This window comes from Hahella sp. CR1 (assembly GCF_029813005.1).
Taxonomy (GTDB): Bacteria; Pseudomonadota; Gammaproteobacteria; order Pseudomonadales; family Oleiphilaceae; genus Hahella.
In genome coordinates this window covers 40360-54162 of the sequence record NZ_JAPELK010000013.1, presented here as the reverse complement: position 1 = coordinate 54162, position 13803 = coordinate 40360, and the positions used below count along the sequence as shown (strand labels likewise).

The 13803-nt window shown below is 53.5% G+C and carries 10 protein-coding genes; 6 read left to right on the top strand and 4 right to left on the bottom strand.

Annotated elements, in window-relative coordinates:
* The first annotated feature begins 21 nt into the window (after nt 1-21).
* Both ONV78_RS25555 and ONV78_RS25550 read left to right on the top strand, forming a co-directional pair.
* The gene (locus ONV78_RS25555; protein ID WP_216735126.1) at nt 22-1056 is read left to right on the top strand and encodes a putative urea ABC transporter substrate-binding protein; all 1035 of its coding nucleotides are present in this window, start codon (nt 22-24) and stop codon (nt 1054-1056) included.
* A gap of 275 nt (nt 1057-1331) precedes the next feature.
* Complete coding sequence (locus ONV78_RS25550; protein ID WP_279507243.1) at nt 1332-2120, top strand: thioesterase family protein; 789 nt, start codon at nt 1332-1334, stop codon at nt 2118-2120.
* Nucleotides 2121-2149: 29 nt separating this feature from the next.
* Here ONV78_RS25550 and ONV78_RS25545 read toward each other — a convergent pair whose 3' ends face one another.
* Nucleotides 2150-3241 carry a PA0069 family radical SAM protein gene (locus ONV78_RS25545; RefSeq protein ID WP_279507242.1) on the bottom strand — a complete coding sequence of 364 codons (1092 nt, stop codon included), beginning with the start codon at nt 3239-3241 and terminating at the stop codon, nt 2150-2152.
* Between the two features lie 176 nt (nt 3242-3417).
* Between ONV78_RS25545 and ONV78_RS25540 the strand changes: the two genes are divergently transcribed.
* Nucleotides 3418-4437: a phospholipase A gene (locus ONV78_RS25540; protein ID WP_216735123.1), complete on the top strand. Its 1020-nt coding sequence runs from the start codon at nt 3418-3420 to the stop codon at nt 4435-4437.
* 168 nt (nt 4438-4605) lie between these two features.
* A complete protein-coding gene (locus ONV78_RS25535; protein WP_279507241.1) occupies nt 4606-5364 on the top strand; it encodes a transglycosylase SLT domain-containing protein in 759 nt (252 codons plus the stop codon).
* 110 nt (nt 5365-5474) lie between these two features.
* Here ONV78_RS25535 and ONV78_RS25530 read toward each other — a convergent pair whose 3' ends face one another.
* Complete coding sequence (locus tag ONV78_RS25530; protein WP_041598903.1) at nt 5475-5738, bottom strand: hypothetical protein; 264 nt, start codon at nt 5736-5738, stop codon at nt 5475-5477.
* Nucleotides 5739-5913: 175 nt separating this feature from the next.
* On the opposite strand from ONV78_RS25530, the gene parC reads away from it, so the two are divergent.
* Nucleotides 5914-8193 (top strand): DNA topoisomerase IV subunit A, encoded by a 2280-nt coding sequence (parC, locus tag ONV78_RS25525; RefSeq protein WP_253938087.1) that lies wholly within the window; start codon nt 5914-5916, stop codon nt 8191-8193.
* Between the two features lie 82 nt (nt 8194-8275).
* Complete coding sequence (serB, locus tag ONV78_RS25520; RefSeq protein ID WP_216735121.1) at nt 8276-9505, top strand: phosphoserine phosphatase SerB; 1230 nt, start codon at nt 8276-8278, stop codon at nt 9503-9505.
* Between the two features lie 126 nt (nt 9506-9631).
* Here serB and ONV78_RS25515 read toward each other — a convergent pair whose 3' ends face one another.
* Together ONV78_RS25515 and ONV78_RS25510 are read right to left on the bottom strand one after the other, a co-directional pair.
* Nucleotides 9632-11728, bottom strand: coding sequence for an EAL domain-containing protein (locus ONV78_RS25515; RefSeq protein WP_216735120.1), 2097 nt, complete (start codon nt 11726-11728; stop codon nt 9632-9634).
* Between the two features lie 167 nt (nt 11729-11895).
* Nucleotides 11896-13698: a GTPase gene (locus tag ONV78_RS25510; protein ID WP_279507239.1), complete on the bottom strand. Its 1803-nt coding sequence runs from the start codon at nt 13696-13698 to the stop codon at nt 11896-11898.
* Between the last annotated feature and the right edge of the window lie 105 nt (nt 13699-13803).

Sequence of the window (13803 nt, the reverse complement as noted above, 5' to 3'; positions counted from 1 at the left end):
TTGCAACAAGGAAAAAGATTTATGGTACGAAGCATAACCTCCATCATGATGTGCCTGGCGGTTTCCGCCTCCGCTTCAGCGGCGGATAAGTTCAAACTGGCCTGGTCCCATTACACTGGCTGGGAGCCCTGGGGCTACGCAGCGGATCAGGGCATCGTCAAGAAGTGGGCGGACAAGTACGGCATTGAAATTGAAGTGCAGTTGATCAATGACTACGTCGAGTCCATCAACCTTTATACCGCCAGCGACTTTGACGCGGTCACCGCGACTAATATGGACGCGCTGACGATTCCTTCCGTTAGCGGCGTGGACACGCAGGCGATTATCGTCGGCGACTACTCCAACGGCAATGACGGTATCGTCGTGAAAGGCGCGCACAGCGTGGCGGAGTTGAAAGGACGGGAAATCAACTTGGTGGAGTTTTCCGTATCCCATTACATGCTGGCGCGTGCACTGGATAAAAACGGGATGTCTGAAAGAGACGTCACGGTAGTGAATACCTCTGATGCGGACATCGCCAGCGCCTTTATCTCCAGCTCCAAAGGCGCGGTGGTGACCTGGAATCCGCCTTTGCAGCAGGCGCGTAACGCCAAGGGCGCGCAGATGATTTTTGACTCGTCCATGATTCCAGGTGAAATTCTGGATATCACATTTGTGAAGACAGACGCGGATGAGCGTTTCAAGAAAGCCCTTACCGGCGCATGGTATGAAACCATGGCGACCATAAGCGGCGGCGCGGGCAGCAAAGAAGCGATCGAGTATATGGCGGAAGCCACTGGCGCCACGGTGCCTGAGTTTAAAGCTCAGCTGCGCACCACCGCGATGTTCTACACGCCAGCCGAAGCCCGCGACTACACCAAGTCCGACGCGATTGAGAAGACCATGGAGTACGTGCGTCAGTTCAGCTTCGACAAAGGTTTGTTTGGCGCTACCGCGCAGTCGGCTGACTTTGTCGGCATTCAGTTCGATAACGGCAAAGTGCTGGGTGACGAGAAGAACGTCAAGCTGCGCTTTACCAGTAAATATATGGACATGGCCGCACAGGGGTCCCTGTAACAGGCTTTTTGTCCTAGCGGGCGGGAAAGGCGATATCCTGCCCGTGCAGGCTTCAGTTTGCAGCTTTGAGTCGGTGGAATTGAAACTGGCTGGAAGGGGGATGGTGGAGCCTTGCAATTTAAAGTTAATGCTGTAAACATCGTTCGGTCGCAAATGACGGCGACCGGCGAATAACGCCCGATCCTGTGTGCGCCTGATGGCGTGTAGCAGTATGACGTCAGGAGGCCAGGACATTTTTCGTCATGAAGCAATGTAAGCAATAAAGGTGAATTCCAATGCTTTTTTCCAAGCTCCTGGGAGAAGTTAGCGACTCAGTATGCGATGTAGAAATCGCCGAGGACTGGTCCCAAGGTCGCTCGACCTTTGGAGGGCTGGTAGCGGCGTTTATCTACGAAGCCATGCGCCAGTCGCTCTCCGAGGATCGCCCACTGCGTGAATTTAATATCTCGTTCGTTTCCCCCGTCGCCCCTACTAAATTGACCATCGCCAGCGAGTTATTGCGCGAAGGCGGTTCAGTCAGCCAGGTGTTGGGCCGCGCTATTCAACAAGGGGAAGTGAAAGCCACGGCTTTCGCCAGTTTCGGCAAGGCGCGGGACACCATCATCAATGCGTCCGGGGAAGCGACGCCAGAAGCGAAGGCTCCTGATCAGTGTATTGAAATGCCCTACATTAAAGGCGTCACGCCCGAGTTTACCCAGCATTTCAACTACTACTACGCCTATGGCAACCTGCCGTTCTCCGGCGTGCAGTCGCGAGAAATGGGTGGCTGGGTGCGCTTCCGCCAGCCGGAGCCTGCGATTACTTTAGGTCACATTCTTGGATTGGTGGACGCCTGGCCGCCAGCGACCTTATCTTGGGTGAAAGCGCCGGCTCCCGCCAGCACGCTGACCTGGTCTATTCAGTTCCCGCAGCCAACGCCATCAATTCAGCCGGATGAGCTGTGTCTGTATAAGGCATACGTTGAGCACGCTTCGGAAGGGTATGCTTATACCCGCTCCAAGTTGTGGAACGCCAAAGGCGAGTTGGTGGCGCTCAGCCAGCAGACTGTAACGGTATTCGGCTAAGCCGTACAGAGCGAGCCATAGGGCTCGCTCTACAAGGAAAACAGATCAATCTGCCTGGATGCCCCTGGCGGAGTGAACAGGTCCGTGCGCAGTGGAGAGTCCCGTCGTAGATTAAGTCCATTGCGCTTGGCGGCGATACTAAAGCGTTGCTCGATCAGACGGGCGAAGTGTCCCACGCCGCTTTGGCGAGTGCGGAAATCAGACTGATACAGCTCGCCATTTCTGCACTCTCTCAGCAAGTTGAGCGCCTTCTCCTTGCGCAGCGGATAGTGCTGCTGCAGCCAGTTTTCGTAAAGCTCCTTTAACTGATGAGGCAATCGCAACAGGATATAGCCGGCATTGAGTGCGCCGGCGTTGGCGCATTGGGTAACGATATCTTCAATTTCCGGATCGTTGATGCCGGGGATTACCGGAGCCACCATGACGCCAACGGGGATGCCTTCCCGGCGCAAGGTCTCTATCGCTTTGAGACGCGCTTTGGGACTCGCCGCGCGGGGTTCCAGGATATTTTTCAGTTTCACGTCCATGGTGGTGACGCTGATCATGACTTTGACCAGGTTCTGAAACGCCAGCTCCCGCAATAGATCAATATCGCGCAGTATGAGGTTGCTCTTGGTGATCAGCGTAACCGGGTGCTTGGTATCCACCATGACATTGAGCAGACTGCGGGTGATTTTCAGTTGCCTTTCGGAGGGCTGATATGGGTCGGTGTTGCCGCCGATAGCAATGGTTTCGCAGCGGTAATTGCGCTGATCCAGAAAGACCCGCAGCTTTTCCGCGGCATTGGTTTTGCAGTAGATCTTGGTTTCAAAGTCGAGGCCCAGCGACAGATCCAGGTACTCATGACTGGGGCGGGCGTAGCAGTAGACGCATCCATGTTCACATCCCTGGTAGGGATTGATGGAGTAAGTGAAGGGAATATCGGGGGAATTATTCTTGCTGACAATGGACTGACAGCTTTGCTGGATATATTCCGTTTGCGGGTGCTTCTGATAAGCTTCGTCGTGGACTTCGCTCCACGCGGCGATTTCAGCGGGATCGCTCTCGCTGCGTTGCGGGTGAAAACGATTGTGTGGATTGGTCCCGGTTCCACGCCCTTTGCTTGCTTCGCCGTATTGCATAACCTGCCTCCAAAATACTGTTTAAATGTACAGTATTTTGTTTGGGAACGGCAACAGGAATTTTCTGCGGTATGTTCGGATCGTAATTTCGGGCTCAAACATAAATGATTGTAAGCTTTCGCGTATGATGTTAAATACGCTTTTGCTTCAGTGGGTTAGGAAGAAATGGTGATTTAATGCGTTGGGGATTGTGTCTTTTGTTACTCGGGGCGACGACGGTTTTCGCCGAAGAAAACGAGACGCCTATATTGGCGTGCTATGAGCTGGAGGATGTACAGCAACGCCTGATTTGTTATGACAGCGTAGCCAAATCTCTGGGTAAGGAAGACGACCCCCAAACGGGCGCGGTAGAGGAGCAGAATGATGACCCCCTAGGCGATATCCGGCAACCCAGCGATATCGATAAGCGCCTGGAGTTTGAAACGACTTTCTCCGACAACCGATTCCTCATTATCCCTCACAAGCCCAACTATCTGCTGTTGTATTCCTATGTGGACGACCCCAACGAGATGCCATACAGCCCGACCAGAGAGCCTAGTATGGACCTGGAGAGTCAAAAGCACTCGGAGACCAAGTTCCAGATTAGTTTCAAAGTGCAATTGGCGCGTAACTTTATCCCCGAGCCCATGAGCCTCTGGTTTGCTTATACTCAGGTCTCTTTCTGGCAGTTGTATAACCAGTCACTGTCCGCGCCCTTTCGGGAAACCAATTACGAGCCCGAGCTGATTTTTTTGTTCCGTAATAACCTGAGCCTGTTTGGCTACACCTCTGAGCACTATGTGCTGGGATTGAGTCATCAGTCGAATGGGCGCACCGAGCCGACGTCGCGAAGCTGGAACCGCATCTATACGGCGTTCCTGTTCAATCAGGGAAGTATGACTTTCAGCGTTAAACCCTGGTGGCGACTGCCGGAAAGCGGGGATGACGACGACAACCCCGATATTCACAACTATATGGGGTACGCAGAGTTTGGGGCGACCTATAAGCATAATGAGAACGTGGCCAGTATGCGCCTGTTCAACAACTTCCGCCGCAATGACAACCACACCACGGTGCAATTGTCCTACAGCTTCCCCTTGCAGGGGCGTTTGAAGGGATATATTGAGTATTACGATGGCTATGGCGAGAGTCTGATCGACTATAACCACCGCACGCAAAGGATTGGCTTTGGGGTGTTGCTCACAGACTGGTATTAAACTAAATGTCTGACGAGTCCGCCGGCCCGACGCCATCGCGCCGGCGAGGTTTTTTAATTATTTTGCTTTTGCTTAATTTTCAATAACAAAATACCAACGCGGCTTAAACAGCTTAAATTCCCTCGAAAATTAGAATGGCTCCATACAGATGTGATGGAGAAAGTGGGAATGAAGCAGAAAGTGGTCGCCGCTCATCCTTTAATTGAACAATATATCACGCCACTGTTTATCGCATTTATCGCCGCCTGCATGCTCGGCCTGGTAGTCAGCGCCTGGCGTTTCGGAGGGATGCAGAGCCTGTTTAATGCTCAAACTAGTCACGGGCAGTTACTGCCAGACGCTGACGCCTTGCACGCCGCTTACTATTCCAATGCTGATCCGATTCACGATGCGGATCGCTTTCCGGGTCATGTGCCTCAATACGCTTACGCCAAAGAAGTGCGCAAGGTGGCGGTAGAGCTGGATATGGAAGAACGTCTGCTATACGCCGTCGCCAGAACGGAATCCAGTTTGCGGTCAGACGTGCGTAGCGACAGGGGCGCTATGGGCCTGATGCAGGTGGTGGCGGGAGCGGGAGGTCGTGAAGCCTACAAGCGCCTGTACAAAAAGTCGCGAAACCCTACGGAAAAGGAACTGGCTGACCCTTATACCAATCTCAAGCTGGGCGGCGCTTATCTGAAAATTCTGAGGCACCGCTACTTTGGTCAGGTCGAAGATCGGACGGTGCAGACCATGCTGGTGCTGGCGGCCTACAACTGGGGGCCAAGCAATGTACGACGGAAAATCGTCGGAAAATTCCCAGTACAAACTCGTGAGCAAGTGTTAAAAGCGCTGCAGCAGGACGCGCCCACGGAGACATATCAGTACGTCAGAAAAGTGATGCGTTATATGGATGAGTTCGCCAAGCTTTCCGGTCGGCCCGCGTAGGCTTATTGTTTTTAGTCGCCTGCGGTGACTCGGGTTTCCAGCCTGTGGAAAGTAGCGTTAGGGATGAGCGAATAAGCTCTTATTATGAATGAGAGGGCGGATAAATCCGGCTACTGCTTTTTCTTGATGGTTCTTACTGCGGCGATAATGCTCGCCAAAACAATACTGGCGCTTAAGTAGTAAGGCGCCGCCTGCCAATGTCCTGAAATGAGATAATCCATCGCCATCATCACCAGGAACGCACTCATGCAAAATGGAAACAGGAACGGGGCCAGTTTGGCTCCGAGCACTGGAAATTTTGCTGGAAGCTGCGGAGCGGAAGGCTTGGCTGCGGCCAACTGCTCTTTCTGCTGAACGAAAATTTTGAATAACAAGTTAGCCTCCTTTGTTAAATGGAGTGAGGCGATCTTAGTGATTGCAGACCTTGCTCAAAATGCGTACAAGCCGCTACGTAGCAATGCGAATTTGACTTTATCTTGGGCCAGACCTTGCGTAGAGTACGGGTTTTGACAAATTCGAATGACGAGCTGAGCGAGCATTTAAGAATCTATGAGCATGATGTTTGAAGAGGGGATTGAGCGTCGTCCGCTAAAGGAATATACGGAAAAAGCCTACCTTGATTATTCCATGTACGTCATTCTGGACCGGGCGCTTCCCCATATCGGCGATGGCCTGAAGCCGGTGCAACGGCGCATTGTTTACGCCATGTCCGAACTTGGCCTGAGCGCCGCCTCCAAGCACAAAAAATCCGCCCGTACCGTCGGGGATGTGTTGGGTAAATTCCATCCTCATGGCGATTCCGCCTGTTATGAAGCCATGGTGTTGATGGCGCAGCCTTTTTCCTATCGTTATCCATTGATTGATGGACAGGGCAACTGGGGTTCTGCGGATGACCCCAAATCTTTCGCCGCCATGCGTTACACCGAAGCTCGTCTGGCGAAGTACGCGGAAGTGTTGTTAAGCGAAATCGGTCTGGGCACGGTGGACTGGGTTCCCAACTTTGACGGCAGCCTGGATGAGCCGGCTTTACTGCCTGCGCGTTTGCCCAATCTTCTGCTAAACGGCACCACAGGCATCGCTGTTGGCATGGCGACGGACATTCCTCCCCATAATCTGAGGGAAGTGACGCAAGCCTGTATTCACATGCTGGATCACCCGAAAGCCACGGTGGAAGACCTGTGTGAATATATAGAAGGACCGGACTTCCCGTCCGGCGGTGAGATTGTCACCTCTCGCAGCGATCTGCGTCAGATTTACGAGACGGGACGCGGCTCCGTAAAAATGCGTGCGAAATACACCAAAGAAGGTCAGGACATCGTTGTCACTGAGCTTCCGCACCAAGTGTCCGGCGCCCGCATCATGGAGCAGATCGCCCAACAAATGCAGGCAAAAAAACTGCCCATGGTGGCGGATCTGCGGGATGAGTCCGATCATGAGAATCCGACTCGACTGGTCATTATTCCTCGCTCCAATCGCATTGACGCAGAGCCTCTGATGGCGCACTTGTTCGCCACCACGGATCTGGAAAAGAACTATCGGGTCAACCTCAACGTAGTGGGCCTGGATGGACGTCCTGCGGTGAAAGACCTGCGCGTGTTGCTGCAGGAATGGCTGACGTTCCGAACGCAGACGGTCAGACGCAGACTGGAGCATCGCTTACAGAAGGTAATGGCGCGCCTGCATATTTTGGAAGGCTTGTTGGTTGCGTTCCTGAATATCGATGAAGTCATCGCGATTATCCGCAGTGAAGACAAGCCCAAACCCGTCCTGATGGAGCGTTTTGGCTTGAGCGATGTGCAGGCCGAGTACGTTCTGGACACTAAATTACGGCAACTGGCCCGCCTGGAAGAAATGAAAATCAGGGCGGAGCAGGATGAGCTGGAAAAAGAGCGTAAGAAACTCGAAGACATCCTGGGTTCTGAAGCAAAACTGCGTAAGCTGGTTAAGACCGAACTGAAGCAGGATATGGAGACGTTTGGCGACGAGCGCCGCTCTCCCATTGTTGAGCGTAAAGAAGCGCAGGCGTTCAGTGAAACCGATTTGATCGCCTCTGAGCCAGTGACGGTGGTGTTGTCAGAGAAGGGTTGGGTGCGGGCCGCCAAAGGTCATGATATCGACGCCGAAGGCCTCAGTTACAAAGCGGGCGACAAGTTCCTCGCCGCCGCCAAGGGGCGCAGTCACCAGAATGCTATCTTCCTTGACGATACTGGACGTTCCTATTGCGTGGCGGCGCATTCATTGCCTTCCGCCAGGGGGCAGGGCGAGCCGCTTACCGGGCGAGTCAATCCGCCTTCCGGCGCGGGCTTTACCCATGTGCTGATGGGGCCGGACTCCATGAAGGTGGTGCTGGCGTCAGACGCGGGTTATGGCTTTGTTGCCAAGCTGGAAGATTTGCAATCGAAAAACCGTGCTGGCAAGGCCTTGATATCTTTGCCGAAAGGCGCGTGCGTATCGCCGCCGATTCTGTTGGAGCGGCAAAACAACCCTCACTTGGTGGCGATCAGTAATGAAGGACGGATGCTGGTGTTTCCCGTGAGCGAACTTCCAGAGCTGGCCAAAGGCAAGGGCAACAAGATCATCGGCATCCCCAGCGCTCGTGCGCAAGCTCGTGAAGAAGTCATGAGCAATCTGGCGGTGGTGGGTGAGAAAGACACCCTGGTGCTGCACGCGGGTAAGCGTTTCCTCAAACTGACTTTCGATGACTTGAGCCATTATCTGGGTGAGCGCGGACGCCGTGGGCACAAGCTGCCCCGTGGCCTGCAACGCGTCGACCGAGTGGAAATCATCGTTGATGAAAGCGCCGAACCGGTATCTCCGGAAGGCGAGTAAATCACTTCTGCGCGCGCTCGTCCGGGCGCGCGATGACCGCAATTATTCATAGCTAAGCAGTTAGATTGAGGTGGAAGACGCCGTGAGCGAAATACTACTGATTAATGTCTCTGGATATGACAAACCGGGACTGACTTCCTCGATCACCCGGATCATGGCTGAGCACGGGCTGATTATTTTAGATATCGGCCAAGCTGTTATTCACGATTATCTGACCTGGGGCATATTGGTGCAGATTCCTGACAGCGAGGAATCCGCGAATGTTTTGAAGGAGCTTCTGTTTTGCATTCACGCCTTGAACTTGCAGGTGCAGTTCAAGCCGGTATCAGAGCAGGAATACTCCGAGTGGGCGAAAGGCAAGGGCAAGGAGCGTTATATTGTCACGCTGTTGGCGCGCGAGATCACCGCAGAGCAGATTGCGCGGGTGTCTGGGATTACTGCTGACCATCATCTGAATATCGACAACATCAGCCGCTTGTCGAGCCGTCTGTCACTTTACGAAGACCGCACAAACGCCCAGGCCTGTATCGAGTTCGCAGTGCGCGGGACGCCGCAGAATCTGGATGCGTTAAAAGCGGAATTCCTGCATGTGTCGAATGACCTGAACCTGGATATCGCGTTTCAGAAAGACGATATCTATCGCCGTAATCGTCGTCTGGTGGTTTTTGATATGGACTCCACGCTGATCGAAGCGGAAGTCATCGATGAGCTGGCCAAAGAAGCGGGTGTTGGCGAGCAGGTCTCTGAAATCACTGAAATGGCCATGCGCGGCGAACTGGACTTCTCGCAAAGCTTCCGCAAGCGAGTGGGGCTATTGAAAGGTCTCTCTGAGAGCGTTCTGGAAAGAGTGCAGGCGCGACTGGTGATGACGGAAGGCGCGGAAAAGCTGATTTCCCATCTGCGTATGCTGGGTTACAAGACTGCGATTCTCTCTGGCGGCTTCACTTATTTTGCCAAGGGACTCCAGGCCAAGTTGGGCATAGACTACGTTTACGCCAACGAGCTGGATATTAAAGACGGCGCAGTCACGGGCGAGGTGACTGGCAGGATTGTCGATGGCGCGCGCAAAGCAGAGCTGTTGCGGGAGATTGCAGAAAAAGAAGGCTTGCGTCTGGAGCAGGTGATTGCAGTGGGCGACGGCGCCAACGATCTGCCGATGCTGAGCGTGGCTGGACTGGGTATCGCCTTCCGCGCCAAACCTCTGGTGAAAGAATCCGCCAAGCACGCGATTTCCAATCTGGGGCTCGACAGCATTCTCTACTTGCTGGGGCTGCGGGAAAGCGACACTGCTTTGTTGGTGGGCGGCGAGTAAGCTGCTCTCCTGTCTAGTCCTGAATAGGCGCCAACTCTATTCAGGACGGGGCATCCAAAACAAAAAAGGCGGGCCTCAGGCCCGCCGTGAACACAGCAAAAGGAACGAATGTCGACGTCTGCGAGGCTATTCGCCCTCGCTGAAGTCGTAATTCATTTCCGGTGAGGGCTCCTGCAGATAGTAGCCCTGAATGTAGTTGACGCCCGCCTGCCACAGTGTGGACAGTACGGAAGCGTTTTCCACGAAAGGCACTACCGTTAGTTTCTTCAACTCCTGTAGCTGAGTGATCATTTCCTTCAGCTTCTCTCTGGAGCGCTCGTCTTTCTGAATCTCTTCGGTGAATGAGCCATCCATCTTGATGTAATCGCATTCAACGTGTTTGATCGTGTTGAATGGGTTCAAGGCGCAACCGAAACGTCCAATGGAAATCTTGCCGCCTAAGCGTTTAATGCCCGCAGCGAACTCTTTGGCTTGTTTCAGATACTCGATAGCGTTCTCTTCGGCGATCTGGAATATCAAGGCGCCGCCGGGCAGTTTGGCTGCCTTCAACGCCAGGCCCAGCCACTGTACGAAGGTTTTATCCAGCACGGTGTAGGGAGTGATGTTCAAGAACAGCTTGGTGTCGTGTCCTTTGGCGCGATGCGCGCTGAGGCTCTTGATGTTCTGCAGGATCACCCAGCGATCCAGTTTGATCGCAAGTTCGGCGTTGCTGTCGATGGGCAAAAACTCGGATGGACTGATTTCCTCGTCCTTGTCGTTCAACATGCGCAGGAAGGCTTCGTAATGCTCTTCGCCTTCGCCGCGTAAACCAATGATCGGTTGGAACAACAGGCGGAAGCGGCCATTGTCCAGGCTGCGCTGCAGCACGGCGACCATGTCTTCATCCAGAGGCTGCGCTGCGTCGAAGTCCACGGCGTTATATAAGTAAACGCCATTGCCTTTCTTCTTGCCTTCCAGATTGTGAACATGTGAACAGGCTTTGTGGGCGCGGCTCATCAGCTCTTCTGCCTTCGGCGCATTCTCGTTGATGCGGGCGATGCCTATGCTGACGGTTACCTGCGCGGTGCGGTCGCCGACTTCGAATAAATGTTCTTCCGTCTGCTTGCGAATATTTTCCGCCAGTTGCTCAGAGCCCTTATCGTCGACCTGGGACGCCAATATAGCGAAGGTGTCATCGCCAAGACGGGCCAGGGAGTAGTTGTCCGGGCAAATGGACTTCAACATGTTGGCGAAATCGCCAAGGATGCTGTCTGAGCCTGGGATACCGTATTCGTTACGGGCGACGGAGAAGTCGTCCAGCTCCAGATACAGCAGGCTGCCTTGCAGGTCATTGTTGAGCGCTTTGTCGATCGCTCCTTCCAGGTGCTCCATGAAGTGCACCTTGTTGTAGAGACCGGTCAGCAAGTCTTCGCTGCTGAACTTGCGCAGCTTCTCTTCCAGTTCAGGATCGACTTCCGGGCGCACGATAATCTGAGTACAGGCTTCGCCGTCATACGTCGCCTGAGAGCAGCTGAGGACGACCTCTACTTCGGAGTCGTCGCTCTTGCGAATAGTGCAGGTCAGCTCTTTATGTTGCTGATTTTGCTGGGCGTCATTGAACGCTTTGAGGAAATCTTTGAAAGGTTCCTGGCTGCCGCTGGACAGAACGTCCATGACGGGAATACACATCAATTCGTCGATGTCTTCGTAACCGAACAGCTCCAGGTAAGCTTTGTTAGCGAAAACGTGCATGCCTTCGTTGATGTAGGCGATGGCGTCCATGGAGCTTTCGAGCAACAGGTTGCAGCGTTTTTCCGCTTCCCGCAGATGCACTTCGATGTTGCGGCGACGACGACGTTCTTCCAGGTCGCTCAGCTCGCGCTTGACGGAAAACACCATTCGCGGAAGTGCGTCCACCGGAAGCACTTCGCGTGCGCCCAGCTTCAGTCCTTCCAGGGCTGAGTCCTCATCGAAGGTCTGTGTCAGAAGGATAAAAGGAAGGTCTTTTTCCAGTCTTTTGATTTGTTCGAGGCAGTGCTTGTAGGTGACTTCCCCGTCGACTTCTTTGGCGATGAACAGATCCCACACCTGAGAGTTTAGCGACTCTTCCAAATCCTCCAGACTGGTGACTCGGTGAGCGCGCGTGGCTCTCCCTGCATTCCGAAGTAGGCTGACTACTTTTTCGGCATCATTTTGCGAGGCGTCCAGGATCAGCAAATGTACCGTTGGATTTTTTTTTTGCATGAACGTGAATTGATCAAACTCCAGTCAATTGGCGTAAACCTTGGCGCCGAACGCACCTCAAGAGCGCTCTACAGCCCAGATTTTACAAAGTTTTATATATGTAAGTTATTCTAGGTCGCTCTTTATTATGCGACAAGGAAATATGTTAAGTAATTTGACGTTTGTTCCTATAAGGACGGCCATAGTGAATCAAAATCATCTTCGCTTGCGCCCGTAGTTTTCACTTCTTCCTGAGCTTGATTAAGCGATTGATTTAAAAACTTAATCTCAAACTGACTGAAACTGCCGGTGGCGGACACCCGACGACAAAGCTGCACTTTGGTTTCGCGTCCCTGTTTGTTGATGATGACTTTGTGACCCACCTGGAACGGCAGGCGAGGAGTGATGAGCGTCGCAGGTTGCCCGATGGAGGGAAGCTCCGGCAACAGCAGTCCGCGCAAGAACTCGCTGCCTTCGCCGGTTTTCTGCGTGAGCTGTACGCCGCAAGGCTTGGCGCTGGGCGCCAGCAACTCGACGCCGAACTGAGTGCCATGTTGTTTAATCTGGCGAATCCAGCGGATGACGGAAATGCTCCAGGGGTGAGACTCATCTTCGCGCACGCCAAGCAACTCTCCAGCCTGGACATTGCCGGGCACGTCGCCCACCCATTGAATGCAGTAGCCGCCCGGACTGGTGTTCACCAGGGGGACGATATGCTGCATGTAGTTGGATTTGGTTTCCGTCTGTTTAATGCGATTGATGCCGGGATAGTTTATCGGCGACATTTCAGCGGCGCGGCCGCGATCGTCACGAGTGGGACCAGCGTCGAAAGAGGAGTTCCAGACATCGGTTTTACGCGCGCGCTGCATGAAATAGTTGACGTCATTGTCGTCGTCGTTTTTCGACATCAGCAGGGTATTGAATTCGATGCCGTTGGCGCAGAAAAAGTGCGTGGCGGAGAGGCCGACGCTCAGGAATACGCGGCCGGTGCTGGACATACGTTTAAAGGTGCGTTTTGTCAGAATGCCCAACGCCTGACTTAGCGATGACAATACGTTGTCGGTCATCCGCACCGGCATGTCCAAGACGCCTTCGGGCGCCTTCTTGTGCGTGTTCACATAGGCGATGTAGTCCGTCAGTCTGTCCACCAGACGGGCGGTGTCGAAACCGAAAGAGTCCAGGCTGGGCGCTGCGCTTTGCAGACTGCGATAGTGAGGCGCTGCATCAGCGCCGGGATTGACGATAAACAGCGCGGTTGTCTCCGCGTCGTCCAAAACATCCGTAAATTGCGCCCAGGATTCGAAGGCCTCGAAAGCGGCGGCGATATCATTCTGGCGCATCTGATTGGGCTTGCAGCAGCCAAGCAGCAGCACGCGCTTGTAGATATGCTCCAGCGTGGTTTCTTCAAATAACTTTGACTGTTCATCACGCACTTTGGCGTTGGCGAACTTAAAGGTGTGCGCGAATTTATAAAGCTGATGGATTTCCAGCCAGACATTGGTTGGGCTTTGGCAATACAGCTGACAGGCGCGTAATACGCAACGGGAAAGGTCGCTGATGGCGCGATGGCAGGCCGTCGCCAGAGATTTTTTTGCGCGGTCCGACATGGAGGCGCTGAGCTGATCGTGAATCACCAGTTTATAGCCATTAGCCAGATGCAGTTGCAGGGCCTGGGCGAGGTTGGCGATTTTGCGCTGTTTTTCCGGCAGAACTATTGAATGGTTAAGAAAGTGCTTTGATAACTCCGTGCAGACGTAATAGATGGGTCCACGGATGACTTCCATTAACTGGTAGCGGTTAGCGGGTGCGGTAATCAGTTGGTTGAGTTCAATAATCGCATGGTATAGCCGTTTGGCGGTTTCACCAATGTTGGCGATGGGCAGCTGGCTCACCCAATGCTCCAACTGCTTAACGTTAGGTTCGCAGAAGGACAGCGAGGTGAGCTTGAGCTCAGGAACAGTTATTTTCGGCGCAGTACTTTGACCGTCCATGCATGACAACCATTATAGTTTTCGTGGTGACCTGAACGCATGCCTGCCGATAACTCAATGAATCCAGCGGGATACGCGCGTTTTTTCAAAATAAATGAAAATTCT